The 24,395-nt window shown below is 62.0% G+C and carries 22 protein-coding genes, 2 tRNA genes and 1 riboswitch; of the genes, 10 read left to right on the top strand and 14 right to left on the bottom strand.

What is annotated here, in order from left to right; translation table 11 throughout:
- Nucleotides 1-3 precede the first annotated feature (3 nt).
- The gene (locus M1E12_RS21810) at nt 4-558 is read left to right on the top strand and encodes an NADPH-dependent FMN reductase (RefSeq protein ID WP_479563261.1); all 555 of its coding nucleotides are present in this window, start codon (nt 4-6) and stop codon (nt 556-558) included.
- Between the two features lie 7 nt (nt 559-565).
- On the opposite strand, the gene M1E12_RS21805 is transcribed toward M1E12_RS21810, so the two are convergent.
- Together M1E12_RS21805 and M1E12_RS21800 are read right to left on the bottom strand one after the other, a co-directional pair.
- Nucleotides 566-639: transfer RNA gene (locus M1E12_RS21805), tRNA-Gly, on the bottom strand.
- A 73-nt stretch (nt 640-712) separates the two neighbouring features.
- The gene (locus M1E12_RS21800) at nt 713-1,810 is read right to left on the bottom strand and encodes a 2'-deoxycytidine 5'-triphosphate deaminase (RefSeq protein ID WP_479563260.1); all 1,098 of its coding nucleotides are present in this window, start codon (nt 1,808-1,810) and stop codon (nt 713-715) included.
- Between the two features lie 73 nt (nt 1,811-1,883).
- A riboswitch (SAM riboswitch) is annotated at nt 1,884-1,962 on the top strand.
- A 45-nt stretch (nt 1,963-2,007) separates the two neighbouring features.
- Here M1E12_RS21800 and M1E12_RS21795 point away from each other — a divergent pair.
- From M1E12_RS21795 to M1E12_RS21785, 3 genes are all read left to right on the top strand, one after another.
- Entirely contained in the window at nt 2,008-3,186 is a 1,179-nt protein-coding gene (locus tag M1E12_RS21795; protein ID WP_479563259.1) for an O-succinylhomoserine sulfhydrylase, read from the top strand.
- A 192-nt stretch (nt 3,187-3,378) separates the two neighbouring features.
- On the top strand, nt 3,379-3,771 hold the full coding sequence (gene apaG, locus M1E12_RS21790) for a Co2+/Mg2+ efflux protein ApaG (RefSeq protein WP_113460067.1): 393 nt from the start codon (nt 3,379-3,381) through the stop codon (nt 3,769-3,771).
- A gap of 80 nt (nt 3,772-3,851) precedes the next feature.
- Nucleotides 3,852-4,778 (top strand): MYG1 family protein, encoded by a 927-nt coding sequence (locus tag M1E12_RS21785; RefSeq protein WP_479563258.1) that lies wholly within the window; start codon nt 3,852-3,854, stop codon nt 4,776-4,778.
- A gap of 125 nt (nt 4,779-4,903) precedes the next feature.
- Here the strand turns inward: M1E12_RS21785 and M1E12_RS21780 are convergent, their stop codons facing one another.
- From M1E12_RS21780 to M1E12_RS21770, 3 genes are all read right to left on the bottom strand, one after another.
- Nucleotides 4,904-5,896, bottom strand: a complete 993-nt coding sequence (locus M1E12_RS21780; RefSeq protein ID WP_136542692.1) for an Hsp33 family molecular chaperone — start codon at nt 5,894-5,896, stop codon at nt 4,904-4,906.
- A 120-nt stretch (nt 5,897-6,016) separates the two neighbouring features.
- The gene (argF, locus tag M1E12_RS21775) at nt 6,017-6,934 is read right to left on the bottom strand and encodes an ornithine carbamoyltransferase (RefSeq protein WP_136542691.1); all 918 of its coding nucleotides are present in this window, start codon (nt 6,932-6,934) and stop codon (nt 6,017-6,019) included.
- A gap of 14 nt (nt 6,935-6,948) precedes the next feature.
- Complete coding sequence (locus M1E12_RS21770; RefSeq protein ID WP_479563257.1) at nt 6,949-8,151, bottom strand: acetylornithine transaminase; 1,203 nt, start codon at nt 8,149-8,151, stop codon at nt 6,949-6,951.
- Between the two features lie 445 nt (nt 8,152-8,596).
- On the opposite strand from M1E12_RS21770, the gene M1E12_RS21765 reads away from it, so the two are divergent.
- Nucleotides 8,597-9,133: a GcrA family cell cycle regulator gene (locus M1E12_RS21765; protein ID WP_136542741.1), complete on the top strand. Its 537-nt coding sequence runs from the start codon at nt 8,597-8,599 to the stop codon at nt 9,131-9,133.
- Between the two features lie 128 nt (nt 9,134-9,261).
- Here the strand turns inward: M1E12_RS21765 and phoB are convergent, their stop codons facing one another.
- The 7 genes from phoB to phoR form a co-directional block, all read right to left on the bottom strand.
- A complete protein-coding gene (gene phoB, locus M1E12_RS21760; RefSeq protein ID WP_006727960.1) occupies nt 9,262-9,945 on the bottom strand; it encodes a phosphate regulon transcriptional regulator PhoB in 684 nt (227 codons plus the stop codon).
- A 25-nt stretch (nt 9,946-9,970) separates the two neighbouring features.
- Entirely contained in the window at nt 9,971-10,684 is a 714-nt protein-coding gene (gene phoU / locus M1E12_RS21755; protein WP_113460073.1) for a phosphate signaling complex protein PhoU, read from the bottom strand.
- 46 nt (nt 10,685-10,730) lie between these two features.
- Nucleotides 10,731-11,516 carry a phosphate ABC transporter ATP-binding protein PstB gene (pstB, locus tag M1E12_RS21750; protein ID WP_246035129.1) on the bottom strand — a complete coding sequence of 262 codons (786 nt, stop codon included), beginning with the start codon at nt 11,514-11,516 and terminating at the stop codon, nt 10,731-10,733.
- A gap of 35 nt (nt 11,517-11,551) precedes the next feature.
- Complete coding sequence (gene pstA, locus M1E12_RS21745) at nt 11,552-12,907, bottom strand: phosphate ABC transporter permease PstA (protein ID WP_479563256.1); 1,356 nt, start codon at nt 12,905-12,907, stop codon at nt 11,552-11,554.
- On the bottom strand, nt 12,904-14,364 hold the full coding sequence (pstC, locus tag M1E12_RS21740; RefSeq protein WP_136542687.1) for a phosphate ABC transporter permease subunit PstC: 1,461 nt from the start codon (nt 14,362-14,364) through the stop codon (nt 12,904-12,906). Before pstC ends, pstA begins: the two co-directional genes overlap by 4 nt.
- A gap of 69 nt (nt 14,365-14,433) precedes the next feature.
- Complete coding sequence (locus M1E12_RS21735) at nt 14,434-15,474, bottom strand: substrate-binding domain-containing protein (protein ID WP_479563255.1); 1,041 nt, start codon at nt 15,472-15,474, stop codon at nt 14,434-14,436.
- Nucleotides 15,475-15,662: 188 nt separating this feature from the next.
- On the bottom strand, nt 15,663-16,919 hold the full coding sequence (gene phoR, locus M1E12_RS21730; RefSeq protein ID WP_479563254.1) for a phosphate regulon sensor histidine kinase PhoR: 1,257 nt from the start codon (nt 16,917-16,919) through the stop codon (nt 15,663-15,665).
- Between the two features lie 198 nt (nt 16,920-17,117).
- Between phoR and ppk2 the strand changes: the two genes are divergently transcribed.
- Nucleotides 17,118-17,999: a polyphosphate kinase 2 gene (gene ppk2 / locus M1E12_RS21725; protein ID WP_113460078.1), complete on the top strand. Its 882-nt coding sequence runs from the start codon at nt 17,118-17,120 to the stop codon at nt 17,997-17,999.
- A gap of 27 nt (nt 18,000-18,026) precedes the next feature.
- On the opposite strand, the gene M1E12_RS21720 is transcribed toward ppk2, so the two are convergent.
- Nucleotides 18,027-19,220, bottom strand: a complete 1,194-nt coding sequence (locus tag M1E12_RS21720; protein ID WP_479563253.1) for a hypothetical protein — start codon at nt 19,218-19,220, stop codon at nt 18,027-18,029.
- 269 nt (nt 19,221-19,489) lie between these two features.
- Between M1E12_RS21720 and M1E12_RS21715 the strand changes: the two genes are divergently transcribed.
- From M1E12_RS21715 to M1E12_RS21705, 3 genes are all read left to right on the top strand, one after another.
- Entirely contained in the window at nt 19,490-20,449 is a 960-nt protein-coding gene (locus M1E12_RS21715) for an NAD(P)H-dependent flavin oxidoreductase (RefSeq protein ID WP_136542682.1), read from the top strand.
- Nucleotides 20,450-20,494: 45 nt separating this feature from the next.
- Nucleotides 20,495-21,556 carry a DUF1176 domain-containing protein gene (locus tag M1E12_RS21710; RefSeq protein WP_479563252.1) on the top strand — a complete coding sequence of 354 codons (1,062 nt, stop codon included), beginning with the start codon at nt 20,495-20,497 and terminating at the stop codon, nt 21,554-21,556.
- A 148-nt stretch (nt 21,557-21,704) separates the two neighbouring features.
- Nucleotides 21,705-21,780 (top strand) — tRNA-Thr (locus tag M1E12_RS21705).
- Nucleotides 21,781-22,017: 237 nt separating this feature from the next.
- On the opposite strand, the gene M1E12_RS21700 is transcribed toward M1E12_RS21705, so the two are convergent.
- Complete coding sequence (locus tag M1E12_RS21700; RefSeq protein ID WP_113460082.1) at nt 22,018-22,413, bottom strand: PRC-barrel domain-containing protein; 396 nt, start codon at nt 22,411-22,413, stop codon at nt 22,018-22,020.
- A 227-nt stretch (nt 22,414-22,640) separates the two neighbouring features.
- Between M1E12_RS21700 and M1E12_RS21695 the strand changes: the two genes are divergently transcribed.
- Nucleotides 22,641-24,347, top strand: a complete 1,707-nt coding sequence (locus tag M1E12_RS21695) for a long-chain-fatty-acid--CoA ligase (RefSeq protein ID WP_479563251.1) — start codon at nt 22,641-22,643, stop codon at nt 24,345-24,347.
- Nucleotides 24,348-24,395: the final 48 nt, after the last annotated feature.

Below are 24,395 nucleotides of genomic sequence, written 5' to 3'. Positions count from 1 at the left end.
ATCATGGTGACACTGCTTGGCATTTCGGGAAGTCTGCGCAAGGCTTCGCTCAACTCGGCTCTGCTGAAGGCCGCCGCCGGCCTGCCAGCCGAAGGCTATGTGCTTCAGACCACCGGCATTCATGGCATCCCGCTTTATGACGGGGACCTGGAAGCGGCCGAGGGCATTCCGGCCGCCGTGACGGAACTGAAGGAAAAGATCACCGCCGCCGACGGTGTCATCCTGTTCACGCCCGAATACAACAACAGCATTCCCGGTGCCTTCAAGAACGCCATCGACTGGCTGTCGCGTCCCTCTTCCGACATCCCGAAGGTCTTCGGCGGCAAAGCCTTCGCTCTCGTCGGCGCCTCGCCCGGCAATTTCGGCACGCTGCTCAGCCAGAATGCCTGGCTTAGTGTGCTGCACACGCTGGGCTGCCGAACGTTTTCAGAAAAACGCCTGATGGTGTCTCGCGCGCATACCCTGTTCGACGCCGACGGCAACCTCACCGACGAGGCAACGGCCAAGCGTCTGGGGGATCTCTTGGCAGCGTTTGCGCGGTTTGCGGAGGCTCGTTGAGAACAGCTGGAGCGGGTGAAGGGAATCGAACCCTCGTATTCAGCTTGGGAAGCTGCTGCTCTACCATTGAGCTACACCCGCGACGGGGAGAGGAATCCAACAGTTCGCTGCCAGTGTCAAGCGCCGGCAGCGAAGCTTGCAGGCGGCGCATGTCTCAGGGCAGGCGGAAGTGTTTGGAGAGTTTCAACCCTTGCGCCTGGTAGTTGGAGCCGAGGCCTGAGCCGTAGAGGCCTTCGGGGCGCTCCTGCATGTGCTCGTAGACCAGGCGGCCGATGACCTGGCCGTGTTCGAGGATGAACGGCACTTCGTGGCTTCTGACTTCCAACACCGCGCGGCTGCCGGAGCCGCCGGCCGGGGCATGGCCGAAGCCGGGGTCGAAGAAGCCCGCATAGTGCACGCGAAACTCACCAACGAGCGGATCATAAGGCGTCATCTCGGCGGCGTAGAGCGGCGGCACATGCACGGCTTCGTTGGAGACGAGGATATAGAATTCGTCCGGGTCGAGGATCAGCTCGTCGCGGCCGCGGCTGTAAAGCGGCTCCCAGAAGTCGAGCACGTCATGTGCACCCTTGCGGTCGACATCGATGACAGACGTATGGTGCTTGCCACGATAGCCGATCAGCCCTTCCGGGCCCGAGCCCTTTAGGTCGATCGAGAGCGCAATACCCCCGCCAGAGACATTCGGCATGTCGCTTGCGACGAGGGTTTCCGCCTTGTGGAGATCCAAAAGCTCGCTTTCGCCCAACACGGCATGGCCCACACGGAAACGGATCTGCGAGAGGCGCGAACCGCGGCGCACGATGATCGGGAAGGTGCGCGGCGAAATCTCCAGGTAGAGCTGGCCCTTGTAGCCGGCGGGGACCTTGTCGAATTCCTGGGCGTAATCGACCATGACGCGGGTGAAGATGTCGAGGCGGCCTGTCGAGCTCTTCGGGTTGGCCGAGGCTGAAATCTCGGCCGGCAGGTCGAGGCTTTCCATCAAGGGCACGATGTAGACGCAGCCGGTTTCGAGAACGGCGCCATTTTCCAGATCGACCTCGTGGAGCGTCAGCCGCTCCAGCTTCTCGGCGACGGTGTGACCCCGGCCCGGCATGAAGCTCGCACGGACGCGGATCGCCTTGCCGCCCAGGCGGAGGTCGAGGCTTGCCGGCTGGATCTGATCCTTGTCCAGCATGGCCTCGCTTTTCAGCTGGCCGCCACCGAACAAGGCGCCGATCGCGCGATCGGACAAAATCCCTGACTTCATGGTCATCTTCTCAATCCCGTTTGGGCTCGACAAAACCAAAGCCCACCAATTGACGCAAGGCCCGCGAAGGCGTAAGGCAGCCTTATCCCGTGGTGATTTGGCCGGTCGGCTTGCAGCCACGTTAAACAAGTGGCTAAATAGACCGGGTTTACGAAACCGGTCCGTTCTCGCGACCGGTTTTTTTGTGTTCGAAAGGCACGTGCATGAGCAAGAACTGGCGCCCGGCAACCCAACTCGTCCATGGCGGCACGCTGCGCTCTCCCTATGGCGAGACGTCTGAAGCGATCTTCCTCACCCAGGGCTTCGTCTATGACAGCTCGGAAGCGGCAGAAGCCCGCTTCAAGGGCGAGAACGACGGCTACATCTATGCCCGCTATGGCAGCCCCACCAATGACATGTTCGAAAAGCGCATGTGCATGATGGAAGGCGCCGAGGATGCGCGCGCCATGGCGTCCGGCATGGCCGCCGTTGCCGCTGCCGTGCTCTGCCAGGTCAAGGCCGGCGATCATATCGTCGCGGCACGCGCGCTGTTCGGCTCCTGCCGCTATGTCGTCGAGACGCTTGCCCCGCGCTACGGCGTCGAATGCACGCTTGTCGACGGCCGTGATCTTGCCAACTGGGAAGCTGCCATCCGGCCGAACACCAAGGTGATGTTCCTGGAAAGCCCGACCAACCCGACGCTCGAGGTCATCGACGTGGCCGGTGTCGCCAAGCTCGCCAACCAGGTTGGCGCCAAGCTGATCGTCGACAACGTCTTTGCGACGCCGCTCTTCCAGAAGCCGCTGGAGCTCGGCGCGCATGTCGTCGTCTACTCCGCGACCAAGCATATCGATGGCCAGGGCCGCTGCCTCGGCGGCGTGGTGCTGTCGTCGAAGGAATGGATCAACGAGAACCTGCACGACTATTTCCGCCACACGGGTCCTGCCATGTCGCCGTTCAATGCCTGGACGCTTCTGAAGGGCATGGAGACGCTGCCGCTGCGCGTCAAGCAGCAGACGGAGAACGCAACCGCGATTGCCGATTTCCTGGCCGAGCAGTCCGCGGTGGGCAAGGTCATCTATCCGGGTCGCAAGGATCATCCGCAGGCCGACATCATCGCCAAGCAGATGACCGGTGGCTCGACGCTGGTCTGCTTCGAGATGAAGGGTGGCAAGGAAGCGGCCTTCAAGCTGCAGAATGCGCTGGAGATCATCAAGATCTCCAACAATCTCGGCGACGCGAAGAGCCTGATCACTCATCCGGCGACCACGACGCACAAGAACCTGACCAACGAAGCCCGTGCCGAACTCGGAATTTCTGCCGGAACCGTGCGTCTCTCCTGCGGGATCGAAGACACCCAGGATCTGCTCGAAGATCTGGCCAAGGCGCTCAACCGCCTCTGAGTGCTACTCAAAGCGCTTCATATTGCAACAAATTCGGCTGCGAGACGTCTCGCAGCCGGTCCATGGCCCTTGACGGCACCGGTCACGTCGTTATCCCTTGAAAGCTTCGGGACGTTCTGCGGCTGATCTTGCTACCGCCACAAAGAACGCCGTTTCTGTCATGATCGCAGGATGTTTTCGCAGGGTCCAGGCATGTATCGCGCACTGACACGGGACATAGAGGTTCTCGTTGAACCTTACTATCTCGAGGAACAGTCGGACCCCGATGACAGCCGCTATGTCTGGGGCTACCGGATCGTGATCTCCAATCATTCCGGCAAGAGCGTTCGGCTGACCCACCGCTATTGGCACATCACCGACCAGAACGGCCAGGTGGACGAAGTGAGCGGGCCCGGCGTCGTCGGCGAACAGCCGCGTCTCGACCCTGGCGATACCTACGAATACTCCTCCGGCTGCCCGCTCGATACGCCCTCGGGCATGATGTACGGGACCTACCGGATGGAGACCGACGATGGGGAGAGCTTCGATGTCGCCATCCCCGCCTTCTCGCTCGACAGCCCGGGCATGGTGCGCACTCTCAATTGACGATTGGCAGTTGAGTTGAAGGGTGCCTGCCGCTATCTGGAAGGCTTGATCAGCACCCCTGCGGCAAAGGTTCTTCCGGCATGAACATCACCCATCTCGTCACCCATAGTGGCGGCTTCCATGCCGACGAATTGCTGTCCTCCGTCATCCTGGCCCGGCTCCATCCTGACGCGACGATCGTGCGCAGCCGCGCACCCGAATGGATTACGCCTGCCTCCGATCGCATCATCTACGATGTCGGTGGTGCCTATGATGCGGCGGCGCAGATTTTCGATCACCACCAGCGCGGCGCGCCCTTGCGCGAGGATGGCCAGCCCTACAGCTCTTTCGGCCTCATCTGGAAGCATTATGGGCGCGCCTATCTTGCCGCGCTCGGCATCCCGGCAGATCATGTGGAGGCACTTCATCAGAGCTTCGACACGAAATTCGTCCTGCCGATCGATCTGATGGACAATGGCGCCCTCAGCCCGTCTGCCGCAGGGCCGCTGGCGGATCTCACACTGCCGAGCCTGCTTGAAACCTTAAAACCCGTCTTCGATGACCGAGCGCCCGGCGCCGATGATCGCGGTTTCCATGCGGCGCTCGCCATCGCCCGCGCGATCGTCGAGGCTGGCATCGCGCAGCGCGCCTCCAAACTTCGCGCCGAAAGCATGGTGCTCGATGCCATCGCCGCCAATGGCACCAGTCGCGTCCTGGAACTGCCGATGGGCATGCCCTTCCGCCCTGCGATCGTGAAGGCTGGCGCCGACCATCTGCTCTTCGTCGTGCATCCTCGTAACAAGGACTGGTGCATCACCGGCATCCGCAAGACGGAAGACAGCTTCGAGCAACGCGCCGATCTGCCCGTGGCCTGGGCCGGACTGAGCAATGCCGATCTGGAAGCAGTCTCAGGCGTCGCAGGCGCCACCTTCTGTCACAACGGTCGCTTCATCGCTGCAGCGAAGTCTCGCGAGGCGATTTTGAAGATGGCGGAAATCGCGGTCGCCGAAGCGCTTGCAAAATCCTGAAAGTCTCGTGGACTAGCTACTGACGCCTGCTGGGTGAGCCGCGCCGGCTAGGATCGCAGGACCCGGCCGCCGGAAGATGCAAGAAGGGCCGGTTGCCCGGCCCCTTTCAAATCACTTCATTCGTCTCAAGCCGCCGTGAGTTCTGCGGGGTCGAAATCATAGTTCGTCGAGCAGAACTCGCAGGTCACCGTGATCTTGCCGTCCTCGGAGCTTGCCTCGATCTCTTCCGCGGAGAAGCCCTGGAGCACGCCCTTTAGCCGCTCGCGGGAGCAGCTGCAGCGGTCGTAGACCGGCTGCGGATCGTAAGCACGCACGCCGCGCTCGTGGAAGAGCCGGAAGAGCAGCCGTTCGATGCCGACCTGCGGATCGGTCAACTCGTCCGCGTCGATCGTTTCAACGAGGACACGTGCTTCGTCCCAGGCGTCGTCGCCACCATGCAGATCGGTGTCGCGGTCGTCACCGTCGCCGCCATGCAGATCCGGCTGGCGCATGCGCTCGGGCGCATCCGGCAGGAACTGCGCGATCAGACCGCCTGCCCGCCAGGTCCGGCGTGGCTTTCCATCGGCGTCGCGATCGAAGAGTTCGGCAGCGCCAAGACGCACACGCGTCGGGATCTGCTCCGACTGGCGGAAGTAGACACCCGCGATGTCCTCGAGCGAGGTCCCATCGAGTGGTACGATGCCCTGATAGGGTTGCATGAAGGAGCCCTGGTCGATGGTGAAGGCAAGCACGCCTTCGCCCAGCAGTTCTTCGGGCGACGCACGGCCGGCGGCAACCGCATCCGCTACGGCCTGCTCATCAAAGCGAGCATAGGCGCGCACGTTCTCCGGCGTGGTGAAATCGGCGACCAGCAGATCGACCGGGCCGTTGCCCTTGGTCTGCACGGTGAACTTGCCTTCGAACTTGAGCGACGTCCCGATCAGCACCGTCAAGACGATGGCTTCGGCCAGAAGCCGTGCCACCGGCGCAGGATAGGCGTGACGGTCAAGGATGGTGTTGATCAGCGGTCCGAGCTGGACCGCGCGACCGCGCACGTCGAGCCCTTCCACCTGAAAGGGGACCACGCGATCATCGCCGGCGAAACCGAATTCGCCGAGTTCTGCTTGTCTCGTCGACATGAATGTACTCCCGGCGCCCCAAGCGCCTTACGCAGGGCCCGAGCGGCCCGATCAGAAAGGGCACAGATGGGATCACCCGTGCCAAAGGTCAAGTCAGGCGCGACCGCCGCTCTTTTGGCCTCAGATGGCGCCCAGGCACCAGGCCAGGATCGACTTTTGCGCATGCAGCCTGTTTTCCGCCTCGTCGAAGACAACGGACTGAACGCCATCGATCACTTCGTCCGTGACTTCCTCGCCGCGATGGGCGGGCAGGCAATGCAGGAAGAGAGCCTCGTCCTTTGCCTTCTTCATCAGGTCGGCATTGACCTGGAAAGGCTGGAAGACGTTGTGGCCGCGCGCCTTGTGCTCCTGGTTCATCGAGACCCAGGTGTCGGTGATCACGGCGTCGGCGCCGGCAACAGCGCGATCGGCATCGTGGCACAGCATGATCTCGCCGCCATTGTTGCGGGCCCAGTTGAGGATCTTGTCATCCGGCTCGGACCCAAGCGGAACGGCCATGTTCATCTTGTAGCCGAAGCGGGCCGCGCCCTCGACAAGCGAATGCAGGACATTGTTGCCGTCACCGGTCCAGGCGAGCGTCTTGCCCGTGACCGGGCCGCGATGCTCCTCGATCGTCATGATGTCGGCCATGATCTGACAGGGGTGCGTCAGATCCGTCAGCGCATTGATGACCGGCACCGTCGCATGCTCGGCCATTTCCAGGAGGCGGGCATGGTCGGTGGTGCGGATCATGATCGCATCGACATAGCGCGACAGAACCTTGGCCGTATCGCCGATCGTCTCGGCGCGGCCCAGCTGCATCTCGGTGCCGGAGAGGAACAGCGTCTCGCCACCCAGCTGGCGCATGCCGACATCGAAGGAGACGCGGGTGCGGGTCGAAGGCTTCTCGAAGATCATCGCGAGCATCTTGCCGGCGAGCGGCTTGTCGGCGGTGCCCGCCTTGGTGGCCTGCTTGCGGGTCTTCGCGTCTTCGAGAATGCCGCGGAGGTCCCCAGCCGTGACAGCGGAGAGATCGAGAAAATGCTTCGGAGATGCCATGAATGAATCCTGTCTTAGGCTGACGCGGCGACTGCGGCCTTGGCGCGGATGTGTTCTGCTGCCTGTTCGATGCGGGCGAGGCCGTCGCGCGCCTCTTCGGCCGTTACCGTGAGCGGCGGCAGAAGGCGGATGACGTTGTCGCCGGCGGGAACGCCGAGCAAGTGCTCGTCACGCATCGCCATCAAGAGTTCGGTGTTCGGGACCTTGGCCTTGATGCCGAGCATCAGGCCTTCGCCGCGCACTTCTTCGATCACATCGGGGAAACGGTCCTTGAGAGAAGCCAGTCCCTGGCGGAAAACGAGCGCCGTATCGCGTACGTTCTCGAGAAAGCCGTCGGTCAGCACGACGTCGAGCACGGCGTTGCCGACGGCCATGGCGAGCGGATTGCCGCCATAGGTCGAGCCATGGGTGCCGGGCTTCATGCCATAGGCGGCCTCTTCGGTCGCGAGGCAGGCGCCGAGCGGGAAGCCGCCGCCGATGCCCTTGGCGACCGCCATCAGATCAGGCTTGATGCCGGCCCATTCATGCGCAAAGAGCTTACCCGTGCGGCCGACGCCGCACTGAACCTCATCCAAGATCAGCAGCAGGCCGTGCTCGTCGCACAGGGCGCGCAGAGCCTTCAGCATCTCGACGGGGATCGGGCGGATACCGCCCTCGCCCTGTACGGGCTCGACGAGGATCGCGGCGGTGGCGTCGGATATGGCCGCCTTCACGGCATCCAGATCACCGAACGGCACCTGATCGAAACCCGGAGCCTTGGGGCCGAAGCCTTCCAGATATTTTTCCTGGCCGCCGGCCGCGATCGTCGCGATCGTGCGGCCATGGAAGGCGCCTTCCATGGTGATGATGTGAAACTTCTCTGGATGCCCCTTCGCAAAGTGGTAGCGGCGGGCCGTCTTGATGGCACATTCCAGGGCTTCCGCGCCGGAATTGGTGAAGAAGACACGATCGGCGAATGTCTCCTCGGTCAGCCGCTTGGCCAGCACTTCTTGACCGGGTACCTCATAGAGGTTCGACAGGTGCCAGACCTTGTCGGCCTGATCCTTCAGCGCACCCACGACATGCGGATGGCCATGGCCCACAGAGGTCACGGCGACACCGGCTGCGAAATCGAGATAGCGCTCGCCGCTTTCGGTCACTAGCCAGACGCCCTCGCCTCGTTCGAAACGCAGCGGCGCCCGATTGTAGGTCTGGTAGAGCGGCGTAGCTTCGGCCATGGCGTTTACGATCCTTCTCGACGATCCGTGACGTGACGGATAGGCCATTGCGAGGCCCAAGAAAAATTAAAAATGCCGCCTTTCGGCGGCGGGGGCACTATCAGCATTTCGCTCTGAGCTGTCAACGAATTCTGCAGGAATCGCAGGAGTAAGCGCCCTTTTGGTCGACACGCGCTGGACGAGTGCCGAGCAAGATTCCACCTGTTGCATACTTGACTCACTCGGGAAGCAAGTTGGGGAAAACCGCGAAATCGATTCCAGATGATTCCGGCGACTCTTGTCACGGAGTCAGGCTGGCTCTAGGTTAAATTTCATTAATAGATTGCATGCGGCGGAAGTGCTCACCGACAGTATCGAGGCGGTTGTGTTTCGGATTCATCCGAAGCAGCGGTGACGGATTCTGCCATCACAGACGCGAGCGGCGGAGAGAAATGGCATGACGACTATGCAATGGACTGATGAGCGGGTCGAGAAACTGAAACGGCTATGGGCCGAGGGCCTCAGCGCCAGCCAGATCGCAGCACAACTTGGCGGCGTAAGCCGCAACGCCGTCATCGGCAAGGTTCACCGGCTGAACCTTCCCGGTCGCGCCAAGGCCGGCGGCAGCTCGTCTGCGGCCCGTCCTGCCAAGCGCCCGGCCCAGACGCCGCGCCCCGCTGCGTTCCAGAACCGTCCGGCGGCCAATACCAGCACCCGCACCGTTACCCGGACTGCCGGTGCGACCGCGCTGAAGGAAGAGATCGAAGTCGAGGCCTATGAAGAGGTCGAGGTTCGCCGGTCGCTGAACGTCGTCGTTCCGATCTCGCGCCGCCTGGCGCTGACGGAGCTCACCGAGCGGACCTGCAAGTGGCCGATCGGCGACCCGATGAAGGACGACTTCCATTTCTGCGGCTGCGAGATTGCCGATAGTGCACCTTATTGCACCTATCACGCCAAGCTCGCCTATCAGCCGGTCAGCGAGCGCCGCAAGGCTGCCCGCTGATCCCTCGGCGACAGATCAGATGATGAACGGGTCCTTCGGGGCCCGTTTTCTTTTGGCCGTAGAGCCAAAGAAAAAGGCCGCTACGGGCAAACCGTGCGGCCTTGTCTGGACGGGTGGATTGGGAGCGCTCAGGCTTCCATGGAGTATCCCGCGCCACGTACGGTGCGGATGACATCCTGCATGTTCGAGAAATTGAGCGCCTTGCGCAGGCGACCGACATGGACGTCGACCGTACGCTCGTCGACATAGATGTCGTGACCCCAGACGCCATCCAGGAGCTGCGAACGCGAGAAGACGCGACCGGGAGACGCCATCAGGAACTCCAGAAGGCGGAATTCCGTCGGGCCGAGACGAACCTCGCGGCTCTTGCGGTGTACGCGGTGCGTTTCGCGGTCGAGCTCTATGTCACCGCAGCGCAGGACGCTGGAGAGGACCTCTGGCTTGGCGCGACGCAGCATGGCCTTGACGCGGGCCATCAGTTCCGGCGTCGAGAAGGGCTTGACCACATAGTCGTCCGCACCGGTCGCGAGGCCACGCACACGCTCGCTTTCCTCGCCGCGTGCCGTCAGCATGATGATCGGCAGGCGCTCGGTTTCGGGGCGCACCCGCAGCCGGCGGCAAAGCTCGATCCCGGAAACACCGGGAAGCATCCAGTCGAGGATGAGCAGGTCAGGAACCCGCTCCTGAAGCCTGATCTCGGCTTCGTCGCCTCGCAGGATGGTCTCGACCTCGTATCCCTCGGCTTCGAGATTGTAGCGCAGGAGAACCGACAGGGCCTCCTCGTCTTCGACTACGGCGATCTTAGGCTGCATCAGTCATCAACCTCGCTGGCCGTCGTCACTCGGAGATCGCACCGACGGAAGCAGTCTGGTCTTCCTTCGGGCGCTCACCTTCCGGCTGGGCGCCGGTGGTCATGTAATAGATGGTTTCGGCGATATTGGTCGCGTGGTCGCCGATGCGCTCGATGTTCTTGGCACAGAAGAGCAGATGCGTGCAGCTCGTGATGTTGCGCGGATCTTCCATCATGTAGGTCAGGAGTTCGCGGAACAGCGAGGTGTAGATGGCATCGATCTCCTCGTCGCGGTCACGGATCGACTTCGCCTTTTCGGCCGAACGGGTCGTGTAGACGTCGAGCACTTCCTTGAGCTGGGCAAGCGCCAGATCGGAGAGATGCTCCAGGCCACGGGCAAGCTTGCGCGGCACGCCGGTTGCCTGGATGGCGACGACGCGCTTGGAGTTACTCTTGCCGAGATCGCCGACACGCTCGAGGTCAGCAGCGATGCGGAGCGCACCGATGATCTCGCGCAGGTCGGACGCCACCGGCTGGCGCTTGGCGATCGTCACGACGGCCTTGTCACCGATCTCGCGCTCCATGGCATCCATGACCACGTCGTCGGAGATGACCTTCTGTGCCAGTGCGGCATCGGAATTGACCAGTGCACGAACGCTGTCTGCGACCATCTGCTCGGCCAGACCACCCATTTCGGAGATGCGGCGCATCAGGAACTTCAGTTCGTCGTCGAAGGCCGAGTAAATGTGAGAGGAGCCCATAGGAAACATCCTTGAAAGTGAGTTCAACCGTGGATGACGTCAGGGCTCAGCCGAAGCGGCCCATGATGTAGTCCTGCGTGCGCTGGTCATCCGGATTCGTGAACATCTTGTCGGTGTCGTTCTCCTCGACCAGTTCGCCGAGGTGGAACATCGCCGTGCGCTGGGAGACGCGCGCGGCCTGCTGCATCGAGTGGGTAACGATCACGATGGTGAAGTTTTCGCGCAGCTCGTGGATCAGCTCCTCGACCTTGGCGGTGGCGATCGGGTCAAGCGCCGAGCAGGGCTCGTCCATCAGGATGACTTCCGGGCTGACGGCAACGGCGCGCGCAATGCACAGACGCTGCTGCTGACCGCCGGAAAGACCTGTGCCAGCGGAGTCCAGACGATCCTTCACTTCGTTCCAGAGACCGGCCTTCTGCAGGGCGATCGAGACGATCTCATCGAGGTCCGCCTTGTTGCGGGCGAGACCATGGATGCGCGGGCCATAGGCGACGTTCTCGTAGATCGACTTCGGGAACGGGTTCGGCTTCTGGAAGACCATGCCGACCTTGGCGCGCAGCTGAACCGGGTCAACCTTGGCGTCATAGATGTTTTCGGCGTCGATCAGGATGTTGCCTTCGACGCGGCAGCTGGCAATCGTGTCGTTCATGCGGTTGATGCAGCGCAGGAAGGTCGACTTGCCGCAGCCCGACGGGCCGATGAAGGCGGTGACGGAACGCGGACGGATGTCGATGTTGACGTCCTTGATGGCGTGCTTCTCACCGTAATAGACCTGCACGTTGCGGGCGGTGATCTTCGTTTCGTTCATGGGTGGCGCTTTCGTCGTGGTCATTTTAGTCGCGAGATTGTTCATCATCATACACCTCCTTACCAGCGACGCTCGAAGCGGCGACGAAGAATGATTGCGATCAGGTTCATCAGGATCAGGAATACCAGAAGCACGATGATGGCACCGGAGGCACGCTCGACGAAGGCCGGATCGCCGCGCTGGGTCCAGTTGTAGACCTGGACGGGGAGCGCTGAGGCCGGGTCGAAGAAGCCTTCCGGCGGACCAGCCGGATATTCGCGAACAAAGGCGACCATGCCGATCAGAAGCAGCGGCGCCGTTTCGCCCAGTGCCTGAGCGAGACCGATGATCGTGCCGGTCAGGATGCCGGGCATGGCGAGCGGCAGCACGTGATGGAAAATCGACTGCATCTTCGAGGCGCCGACGCCGAGGGCCGCATCACGGATCGACGGCGGGACAGCCTTCAATGCTGCGCGGGTGGCAATGATGATGGTGGGCAGCGTCATCAAGGTGAGGACGAGGCCACCGACTACCGGCGCCGACTGCGGCAGGCCGGCATAGTTGATGAAGACGGCAAGACCGAGGATACCGAAGACGATCGAGGGTACGGCCGCCAGGTTGGCGATGTTCACCTCGATCAGGTCGGTGAACCAGTTCTGCGGCGCGAATTCCTCGAGATAGATCGAGGCGGCGACGCCGAGCGGCAGGGAGAGGCAAAGCACGATGAGCATCATGTAAGCCGAGCCGAGGATGGCAACGCCGAGACCGGAAGCTTCAGGCCGGGTGTCGGAGGCATCAGGTGCGGTGAAGAAGTCCCAGTTGAAGCGGGTAGTCAGCACGCCCGCTTCCTTGAGTTCATCCGCAAGGCGCAGTTGCTCCGGCGACGTGTTGCGGTCGAGCGCAGCGCTTTCCATCGTCACACGGCCCTTGTAGTAGCCGTCGATACGGCCGGAGGCCAGGAGATCGAAGGACACCGTGGTGCCGATCACGTCAGGATTGGCGAGCACGTAGTTGCGCAGGCTGGCCGGCGCTTCCTTGGAAATGAGTTCGGTAGCGGCCTTTGCGTTCATGCCTTCGACGGCAATGCCGTTTTCCTGCATGGTCCTGGCCAGTGCGGCCTCGATGAGAGGTGCATAGCCGAAGGTCGAAACCTTGGCGATCTCTGCTAGGTCCCGGTTGCCCTGCTTGTCCAGCTTGGCGGCGTCCAGGTCGACATTCAGAGTGATGTAGGTCTGGCGGAAGGACGACAGACCGTTCGACAGGATCGAGGCCAGGAGCCCGACGAGTGCCAGAACGCCGATGATGACGGCAATCAGGCCCATCATGCGGAAGCGGGCTTCCGCCGCATTGCGCTTCTGGGTGCGGGCGTCGGAGGCAAGGATGGACTTGGCGCCGGCAGCCTTGGGGGCGGTTTCGAAAGCGGTGATGTCGGTCATTCGTACTGCTCCCGGTACTTGCGTACGATGTAGAGGGCCACGACGTTGAGGCCGAGCGTGATGACGAAAAGTGTGAGGCCAAGCGCGAAGGCGACCAGGGTCTCAGGGCTTGCGAATTCGGTGTCGCCCGTCAGCTGGCTGACGATCTTGACCGTCACCGTCGTCATGGCCTCGAAGGGATTGAGATCGAGCTTCGCAGCGGCGCCTGCGCCGAGCACGACGATCATGGTTTCACCGATCGCGCGGCTTGCGGCCAGGAGGATGGCACCCATGACGCCCGGAAGTGCGGCCGGCAGGATCACCCGCTTGATCGTTTCCGACTGGGTGGCACCGAGGCCATAGGACCCGTCACGGAGCGACTGCGGAACCGCGTTGATGATGTCGTCCGAAAGCGAGCTGACGAAGGGGATGATCATGATGCCCATGACCAGGCCCGCGGTCAGAACCGAGGACGAAGAGGTACCAAGGCCCAGCGGCTGGGCAAGCCAGTCGCGGATCAGCGGGCCGACGGTGACCAGAGCGAAGAGACCGTAGACGATCGTCGGGATGCCGGCGAGCACTTCGATTGCGGGCTTGGCAAAGCTGCGCAGGGTCGCACCGGCATATTCCGAGAGATAGATGGCAATGAGCAGACCGAGCGGAACGGCAACCAGGAGTGCAACGAAGGAGACGTAGAGCGTTCCCCAGAGCAGCGGCAGAATGCCAAGCTCTGACCCACCGCGGAACTGTGGGTTCCAGACGGTCGAGAAGAAGAATTCGGAGGCCGGATACATCCGGAAGAAGTTGATGGTCTCGAAGACGAGTGAGCCAACGATGCCGACCGTGGTGAGAATGGCGATCGTGGAGGACGCGATCAGAAGCACCGTCACGAAGGTTTCGCTGACATTGCGGGCGCGCATGTCGGTGCGGATCCGGCTCAGGGACCAGAGGCCGAGACCGATTGAGAGCGCCAGAACCACGATCGTCATCGCGATCGATCCGGTGCGCGAGAGATCGCGGTAAACCTTAGCGGCTTCGAAGACTTCTGCCGGCACATCACCGGCCAATGCCACGCCAACCTCGGCCAGGCGCGCCCGGACCGTGGAGACGTCGATCTGGCCATCGACAAGCGCGCTGGCGCTTGCGTCCTGGTTCGCGATCATGGCGTCGAGGCCACCGGCGATACGGCGAACATCCGAGAGAACGAGACTGCGGGCGCCTCCTTCGGGGATGACACTGTCAGGAATGAGCGCGTCTGCGCGGCTTTCGACGAATATCGGCTGCAGGAACAGCCAGGCCAACATCAAGAGGAATGCCGGGACTGCGGTAAAGAGGGCAACGGTCTGGCCATAATAGCCCGGAAGCGAGTGAAGCTTCTCGCCGCTGCGATCTGAAAGAAAACGAGCGCGGCGCTTGCCGAGGACGAAGCCGACCGCTGCAAGGACCGCCAGAATTAGAACTATGATGCCGCCACTCATATCGTAGACGCCCCCTGCCAAACAAAAAAGACCGGCGGCACGAAGCGCGCCGCCGGTCGATCACTCAGATTAGTTCAGCGGCGCCATCGGCGTGCGGGCCTTGACGGCTTCCTGCGTCTTGGCCAGTTCCGGGTCGGAAACGAGGCCGTAAGCAGCGAGCGGGCCATCCGGGCCGGCCATTTCGTCAGAAACGAAGAACTCTACGTATTCCTGGAGACCCGGGATGACGTCGAGGTGAGCGTTCTTGACGTAGAAGTACAGCGGACGCGAGACCGGGTATTCGCCCTTGGCGATGGTCTCAACCGAAGGAACAACGCCGCCCATGGTGGCTACGCGGAGCTTGTCGGTGTTGTTCTGGTAGAAGGACAGACCGAAGACGCCGATGCCGTTCTTGTTGGCGTCGACGCGAGCGAGCGTCTCGGTGTAGTCGCCGTCGATGTCGACGGAAACGCCGTCCGTACGCAGGGCCATGCAGCCTTCTTCAGCCTTGTCTTCGTCGCCACCGGCGGCGGTCTTCAGGGCTTCGAACGCGCCGTTTTCTTCGCAACCAGCTACGATGACCTTGGTGTCGAAGACTTCGCGGGTGCCGTGCTTGGTACCCGGGATGAAGGCGAGGATCGGCTGTGCCGGCAGGTCGGCGCGGATTTCGTTCCAGGCCTTGTAGGGGTTGTCGACCAGCTGGCCGTCCTTGAGAACCTTGGCAGCGAGAGCGTTGTGCCAGTCAGACGGGGTGAAGGCGTATTCCGGACCGTTGATGTCCGAAGCGAATACGATGCCGTCGTAACCGATGCGAACTTCCTGGATGTCGTTTACACCGTTGGTCTTGCAGAGCTCGATGTCGGACTTGCTGATGCGCGAGGAGGAGTTTGCGATGTCGATGGTGTTTTCACCCACGCCTTCGCAGAGCTTCTTGCGGCCAGCGCCAGAACCGCCGGACTCAACAACCGGGGTCGCGAAGTCGGTGTTTTCGCCGAAAGCTTCGGCAACGATGGAAGCGTAGGGCAGGACGGTGGAAGAACCAGCAATCTGGATCTGGTCGCGGGCTACTGCAGCGCCGGCGAAGGCCACGGAGGCCGCCAAGGCAGCTACGGAAAGTTTCAGAGCGTTCATGATCATCTCCCGGAATGGGCTTGTGTGTCTTTGCGGCCGTTGCGGCGTCTCCCGAGCAGCGGCGACTGAGTTCTTAGCGGCTCTAGGCTCACGCTTTTATGTCAGTTCGGTGAAACATTTGTGACAATGAAAAATCCGTAATTTCAATTATTTACGGAAATTACCGACAAACAGACGACGGTTTTATGTCAAAAACGTACGGTGAAGACGCTTCCGGCGCCAAGATCTGACCGCACGATGAGGCGGGCCCGGTGGCGTGTGAGGATATGCTTGACGATCGCCAAGCCCAGACCGGTGCCCTTTTTCGATCTGCTGTCTTCGACATTCACGCGGTAGAAGCGCTCGGTGAGCCGCGGAACATGCTCGGCCGGAATACCCGGACCGTGGTCGCGCACGCTCACTTCCGTCGCGCCGCCGGGTTCACGGCGCAGGGAGACGTCAACATACTTGCCCTCCTGACCATATTTGCAGGCGTTCTCCATGAGGTTCTCGAAGACCTGCACAAGTTCATCCCGCTCGCCCATGACCTCGACCTTCTCCTCGGGCAGATCGAGCCGGATCTCCACCCCGAGCTCGGCGGCTAGTGGCGCGAGGCTGTCACGCACATGGCCCAGGATCGGCGCGAGCTCTACCTTCTGGTCTGGTGCCACATGCGCCTTGAGTTCCAGGCGCGACAGGGAGAGCAGGTCGTCGACGAGACGGCTCATGCGGTTCGCCTGATCGAGCATGATGGTGAGGAAGCGATCCTTGGCCTTCGCATCGTCGCGGGCAGGCCCCTGCATGGTTTCGATGAAGCCGCGAAGTGACGCGAGCGGCGTGCGCAGTTCGTGGCTGGCATTGGCGACGAAATCGCTGCGCATGCGGTCGAGGCGGCGCAGTTCCGAGATGTCCCGGAAGGACAGGAGGAAATAGGAAGCGCCAGAGGTGAAGGACGGATCGACGGGCGCCACGCGAACGATGTAGACGCGCTCCGAGGGATGCCGTTCGGAGTGTTCGATCTGGTTCGGTGCGCCCGTCTCGATGGTCTCCCGGATCATGTCGAGAATGCCGGGAGAGCGCCAGCGTGTCGAAACATGCAGGCCGGCGACCAGATCGCCGAATACTTTTTCTGCCGCGTGGTTCTGCGCGATAAGCTCGGCTTCCAGCCCCAGCACGAAGATCGGCATGTCGAGCCCATCCAGCGATGCCAGGATCAGGGGCAGCGGATCCGGGGCCGGCTCGTCCACCTCTGCGGCGGGCGCTGGCACGACAGGCGCCTCTTCGACCGGCAGTTGCCGGAAGACGACGAGCAGGAAGAGCAAGCAGAACAGGATGACGGCATAGCCGGTTGCCGCGCCGGTCGCCCAGGCCGCAACCGATAGGATCGCCGCTGCCAGAATATAAACCCAAGCCGACAGAACCCGCCGAAGATCGTTGCGCCAACCGTCGCCAGTGTCGTCTGTCATTGCGTGCGCACGCTCCGCTTCATCATTGTTCCAGCCTGATAACCGTGATTCATGACAGAAGTTACACCAGCGCACCATTGGACGGATCGTCTTATCCCCGCTGCTCGCGATCGGCCCGGCGTGGAACAGAGACGCTTGAACTTCATTTCGGCTTGGTCTCAAGTAGGAAAACCAAAAGCAGCCAAAGGGGAAATCGGGATGGATGCGCAGACGGAAAGCCGGGCAGTGACACTGACAGTCGGAGGCCAGGAGCGGATCTTCGATATCGACCTACCGGAGCTTCCAGACTGGATCGAGGACAATGCGCTGAAGTCCGGCGGCTTCCCCTATGACAAGAAACTGTCGGAAAAGGATTACGAGAAGGAACTGACTCAGCTGCAAATCGAGCTGGTCAAGGTTCAGTTCTGGATGCAGAAGACTGGCGAGCGGGTGATGGCCCTGTTCGAAGGCCGGGACGCAGCCGGCAAGGGCGGCGCTATTCACGCCACGCTCTCCTACATGAACCCTCGTTCTGCCCGGGTCGTTGCGCTGACGAAGCCGACCGAAACCGAGCGCGGCCAGTGGTATTTCCAGCGCTACATCTCCCACTTCCCGACCGCCGGAGAATTCGTGCTCTTCGACCGCTCCTGGTACAACCGCGCCGGGGTGGAACCGGTCATGGGCTTCTGCACGCCAGACCAGTACGAGAGCTTCCTGGAACAGGTGCCGCGCTTCGAAAAGCTGATCGAGCGGGAAGGCATCCGCTTCTTCAAGTTCTGGCTGGACACGGGGCAGGAGATGCAGCTCAAGCGCTTCCACGACCGTCGGCACGATCCGCTAAAGTGCTGGAAGCTTTCGCCCATGGACATTGCCGCCCTTCACAAGTGGGACGACTACACGAAGGCCCGCGACCGGATGCTGAAGGAAACGCATACCGAGAGGGCGCCGTGGACAGTGCTGCATGCCAATGACAAGCGCCGGGCGCGGCTGAATCTCATCCGCCACATGCTGCTTTCCCTCGACTACGAGGGCAAGGATCCGGAAAAGATCGGAAAACTGGACAAGAAGATCATCGGCAGCGGACCCGACTTTCTCAAGTAAGAACGCCAGGCGATGCCCTGCCGGGGCTCATTGGCCCGGCAGGATGCGGATTGCGTAGAGGTTCACACCCCTGCCCTCGCCGGCCAGATCGGCATTGATCAAGAGACGACCCGGTGTCGAAGGCGCCATGCCGTTGTCGAATGACACGCGGAACAGAGCGTCGAGCTTCTGCGGATTGACCGTGAAGCGGTGGCGCGGGCAGTCGCCCATGCGGGGAAAATCGCATTCCACCGAGATCTGCACCGGCTTGTCGTCAGTGGACTGCACCGTCAGCGCGATCGTCGAGGTGCGCCCTGCCAGTTCGCGCAGGATCTCTGTCGGCACGGTCACTTCAACGGCACCGGCGGCGTCTGCGCTGCGCGAGACGATCTGGGCGGCATTTCCGTCGCTGGCGGTGACGATGTCGACGAGTGCATTGGCCCGCGGGCGAAGTGCGGAGACCTGCTGCGGCTCGAAGACCTCAATCCAGTCGTCGGAGAAGCCGCCGCGAGCGTCGATCGCCTGGGGGCCTGCGGGCGCGGCAGGCGTTGCCGGCTCCGGCGTTCCGGAAAAGTCCTCCGCTTCGACACGCGGCGGCGGATTGGGCACGGAGGTATCACGCTCGGCCTCCGACAGCAGCAAACCGGAGGAATAGACCCACCAGGCGCCAATGCCGAGTGTCGCCAAAAAGATCGACAGGATCATCAGGCGCGCCACCACACCGCGACGGCGGCGAGGCGCCTTCAGCGGACGCTCCGAGCGCATGTCCGGCATCGGGCCTTCATCATCGGCATGCGCATCGCGGGCAACGTCGGGCGGCACGGAGATGTCGTCGGCAAACGAGGGTTCGCGGGCAGGCTCTGGCGTGCGGTCCGCGGGCTCGACGGAGGCGAAGCCCGGTTCAACACGGCCCGTTCGGCGGTCCGTCGTCGACGATACGGCAGGCTCTGGCGCGGCACGCATCGGCGCTGCGGCGGGAGAGACAGGCGGAGGAGCGACCTGAGAGACCGGCGGCTCCGGCCTCACTTCGAGGCGGGCACGTTCTTCCAGTTCGATTTCATGAATGAGGGCTTCGAGCCGGCGGCGCTGGTAGTTGATGGCCTCGGGATCATCGATGTTCTGCTTGCGCAGGCCCGTCTCCAGCGCCTGGCGCGCCGACTGATAAACGCGCGCGCGCGCTTCCGCATTCGTCCGCTCCGAGCGCTCCAAGGCGTTTCTGATGGCCGTTTCCAATCCGCTCATTGGCCGCCATACTCCTTTTGGGGTCGCCCCAGCCACATCAATTTCATAGTTTCGATTCGGTAAACGCTCGATTTTTCCAGCACAAGCCCGGAACATCGCTATGGCGCGCAATAAACACAGGAATGAGGCCGAGCCGCTGGCAGCGTCATGGACGGATGGCTGATCAAAGCGACTTCGAAAACCATCCGTAACATGGACCGGCTTTTCTCGCGACCAATGTTCTGATATTTGACGTTTGCGTAAACGTAAACTTCCTGGGAGGTGAAGTGATGGCTCTGCCGCCGATTCTGAAAGACAATCTGAGGCTTCCTGTCGTCGCCTCACCACTCTTCATCATATCGCATCCGAAGCTGACGCTTGCCCAGTGCAAGGCCGGCATCGTCGGCGCCTTTCCGGCTCTCAATGCGCGTCCGGAAGCGCAGCTCGACGAGTGGCTGGCGGAAATCACGGAAGAACTCGCCTCCCACAACGCGAAGAACCCCGATCGTCCGGCCGCCCCCTTTGCCGTCAACCAGATCGTGCACATGTCGAACAAGCGGCTCGAACACGACCTGATGATGTGCGTGAAGTACAAGGTGCCGATCGTGATCTCCTCGCTTGGCGCCGTGCCGGAGGTCAATGCCGCCGTGCATTCCTATGGCGGCATCGTGCTGCATGACGTGATCAACAACCGCCATGCCAATTCTGCCATCCGCAAGGGTGCAGACGGTCTGATCGCGGTTGCGACCGGGGCCGGCGGTCATGCCGGCACCTTGTCTCCGTTCGCTCTCGTCCAGGAAATCCGCGAGTGGTTCGACGGTCCGCTTCTTCTGGCGGGCGCGATCGCCAATGGTGGCGCAGTGCTGGCTGCCCAGGCCATGGGCGCCGACATGGCCTATATCGGCTCGCCCTTCATTGCGACGGAAGAGGCCCGCGCCTCGGACGAATACAAGCAGGCGATCGTCGACGCCCATGCCAATGACATTGTCTATTCCAACTACTTCACCGGCATCCATGGCAATTATCTGAAGCCGTCGATCGTGGCAGCCGGCATGGATCCGGACAATCTGCCCGTTGCCGACCCCTCGAAGATGGACTTCGACAAGGCGACCACGGGCGCCAAGGCGTGGAAGGATATCTGGGGCTGCGGCCAGGGCATCGGCGCGGTCAAGGCGGTGGAACCGGTCTCGGCCGTCGTCGACCGACTGGAGCGCGAATATATAGACGCAAAAAAGGCGATTTGCGGCTGAGGCTTCGGCTGCTAGCGTCCCCGCAGATCTGATTTGCGGGGACCCATGCGTTATCTGAAAGCCACCCTCACACTCGTCACCCTGTTGAGCGGAGCCCTCTCCAGCCAGGCGGACGACGGCGCCTACAAGGAGTTCAAGTCCTGGCAGGTCTCCTGCAGCCAGACGCGTTCCTGCAGCATGCGGCAATTCCTTTCCGACAATCCCTTGTCCGGCTTCGAATTGCAGCGCAGCGGCAAGCCCGAGGCTCCGGTCGTGCTGGTGGTCTCGCCAAGCGACAACGCCTTGATCGAAGGCGAAGGTGTCGCGGAGGTGACGATCTCCGTCGACGGGTCGGAACCGCTGGTCGTGACGGGCTCGTCGGTCAGCGCCGAACCCGGCACCTATGCCTTCACCCTCAACGGCGATTTCATCGGCGACGGGCTGATCGACAGCCTGAAGAACGGCACGACCGCGACGATTACCATGAAGCGCGGTGAGAAAACCGCGAAGGGCGATCTTCCTCTGGCCGGCGCGGCTGCCAGCCTCCTGTTCATCGATGAATATCAAGATCGCATCGGCCATGTCGACGCGATGAGCGCCAAGGGCGACAAGGCCCCAAACCCGCCGCTGCCGGTGACAGATCTCATGTCGATTGCCGAACTGCCGGAGGGGATCCGCAGCCACTTCGCCGAAGGTGGCGACTGCGCCGAGACGGATCCCGCCATGTTCAACGGCAACGCGCTCTCCCATGCGATCGACGAAAACACCACCATCTATGTCACGCCCTGCGGCATGAGCGGCGCCTACAACATGCCCTATGTCGCCTATGCCGACGCCTACGGCATGATCTTTCCGCTTGCCTTCCCGACCATGGTCGACGGCGCTCCCAGCGCCACGCCGCAGGCCTTCAACCTCGCCTATGACTGGGAGACAAAGAGCTTTTCGTCCTTCTTCAAGGGCCGGGGTATCGGCGATTGCGGCACCTACAGCCAGTGGCGCATTGCAGAAGGCGCGATGGGACCGCAGCTTGTGCTGACCGAGGAGACCTACCGCGATTGCCCGGAACAGTTCAGCGAGACGGACGAGATCGATCCCGGCAGCTGGCCAAAGACCTGGCCGGTGAAGTAGGTCATCCGGCGGGGGCGTGACATCGCGACGGCCCCGCCTCAGGAACGCTCGGGAATTTTTCCACGAGGGCCGAAAACCGGCTTGAAATCACCCGGCAATCCCTGTATCAGCCCCTCACCAAACGCGACGGTCAAACCGGTTCGCAGAGGCCGCTTTAGCTCAGTTGGTAGAGCACGTCATTCGTAATGACGGGGTCACGTGTTCGAGTCACGTAAGCGGCACCACTTCTTTTCCCTTGTTGATCGTAGACTGCGGAATATCCGTTCCCGTCTTGGCATTCTGTGCTAAGAGCGCCGTCGGACGCGAGTGCCGTAAACTTTAGTACGGGCTCGGGCGGGTTGATTGACGTCTCTCCCGCTGCAGCGCGATTACGCTGCCGCCCGTTCTTTTCTTTGATACCCCGGCACGGAAAAGGGCCCCGCACTGCGGAGCCCTTCGATCATATCACCTTGTGCTACTGGTCAGATCCAGTAGGGCGGAACGCCATAGTAGTCGTAGACCGAGCGGCCGTTGTTGCGGTACCAGTCCTCGCTGTCGTCGCGATAGCGCGGCGCGGCTTCCACCTGCTCCTTGCTGAGGTCGATGCGATAGCCATCGAGGCTTTCATCGTAAGTCAGCTTTTCCCAGGGCAGCGGATAGTAGTCGTCGCCGATACCCCAGAAACCGCCGAAGCTCAGAACCGCATAGGCGACGCGGCCGCCACGCTTTTCGAGGATGATGCGCTGGATCGAGCCGATCCGGTCACCGTCGCGGCCATAAACAGCAGTGCCTTCGACCTTGTCGCTTGCGATGAGGCTCGCGGTGTCCTTCACGTAAGGGTCCTGGCCGGCGACATTGTTTCGGTTTTCCTGCAACATTGGGAAATCCTCCTTCTCGGTTGTTCGTGATGGGTAAACGGGTGCAGAAGAGCTTGGTTCCGCGCCGACGCCTTGTGGAGAGACCACGCGATTGTTGACGTTTACGTCAAGGTTATATAGCGTCCCGTCACTTGCACTGCCGGTGTGAAAGCATAAGCTCTCGGGGCCTGAGGAGGAATCGGCCCCGGGAAGGGCATGCAGACAACAAGGGTTTCGGGAGGTACACGATGACGGAAACCATGAGCCGCCTCAGCGGCCGCGCCGCCGAAAAAATCTGGATCCAGTCCTATCCGGCCGCCGTGCCGGCTGAGATCGCGCCGCATGCCCATGCATCGCTGGGCGCGCTCTTCGAGGCAAGCTGCGCGAAATTTGCCGACCGGCTGGCTTTTTCCAGCATGGGTCGGGGCATGACCTTCCGCGAACTGGAGCAGCAGTCCCGCAAGGTGGGCGCCTGGCTGCAGGCAAAGGGCCTCGTTAAGGGCGACCGCGTTGCCGTCATGACGCCGAACATCCTGCAGAACCCGGTAACCGTCTACGGCATCCTGCGCGCCGGCATGACAGTGGTAAACGTCAACCCGCTCTACACGCCGCGCGAACTCGAGCATCAACTCAAGGATTCCGGCGCCAAGGCCATCGTGGTCCTGGAAAACTTCGCCCATACAGTCGAGCAGGTGGTTGCCCGCACCGACGTGAAGCATGTGATTGTCTGCACCATGGGTGACATGCTGGGTCTCAAGGGCCACATCGTCAATCTCGTCGTGCGCAAGGTCAAGAAGCTGGTTCCGGCCTGGTCGATCCCCGGCCACAAGGGCTTCAAGGCGATGCTGGCCGAAGGTGACAAGCTGTCGCTCAAGCCTGTCGAGGTCGTGTCGAGCGACGTCGCGTTCCTTCAGTATACCGGCGGCACGACGGGTGTTTCCAAGGGCGCGACGCTGACGCATGCCAATCTGCTGGCCAACAAGCAGCAGATCGCGCTGTGGCTGGAGGCGGCTTTTGCGGGACAAGGACGTCCCGATGTGCTGAACTTCGTCTGCGCGCTGCCGCTCTACCACATCTTCGCGCTGACCGTGAATTCGCTGATGGGCATTGCGCTTGGCGGCCACAACCTGCTGATCGCCAATCCGCGCGATATTCCCGCCTTCATCAAGGAGCTGCAGAGCTTCAAGGCGCATGTCTTCCCGGGCCTCAACACGCTGTTCAACGCGATGATGAACAATCCGGACTTCAAGAAGATCGATTTCTCCTCGCTCATGCTGGTCCTCGGCGGCGGCATGGCGATCCAGCGGCCAGTGGCCGAGCGGTGGCTGGAGATGACCGGGCGCCCGATCACCGAGGGTTACGGCCTGTCGGAGACCTCGCCGGTCGCAACCGTCAACCGGCTGGACGTGCGCGACTTTACCGGCATGATCGGCCTGCCCCTTCCCTCCACGGATATCGAGATCCGCGACGAGGACGGCAACACGCTGCCCATCGGCGAAGTGGGCGAGATCTGCATCCGCGGCCCGCAGGTCATGGCCGGCTATTGGCAGCGACCGGAAGAGACGGCCAAGGTGATGACGGCCGACGGTTTCTTCCGCTCAGGCGACATGGGCCTGATGGACGAGCGCGGCTACGTGAAGATCGTCGACCGCAAGAAGGACATGATCCTGGTCTCCGGCTTCAACGTCTATCCGAACGAGATCGAGGAAGTGGCCGTCATGCATGCCGGCGTTCTCGAATGCGCTGCCGTCGGCGTTCCGGACGAACATTCGGGCGAGGCCGTCAAGCTCTTCGTCGTCAAGAAGGACGAGAACCTCACCATTGACGAGCTGAAGGCGCATTGCGCCGCCAACCTCACCAACTACAAGCGTCCGCGCTACATCGAGTTTCGCACCGAACTGCCGAAAACCAATGTCGGCAAGATCCTGCGACGCGAGTTGCGCGACGGAAAATAAATCGATTTAAATTTGGGGAGGCTTCGGCCTCCCCTTCGTCTTGATCCC

Source organism: Rhizobium sp. K33 (genome assembly GCF_056501445.1).
Note: the sequence above shows the minus strand (reverse complement) of the source record. Positions and strands in the feature narration are given on the sequence as shown.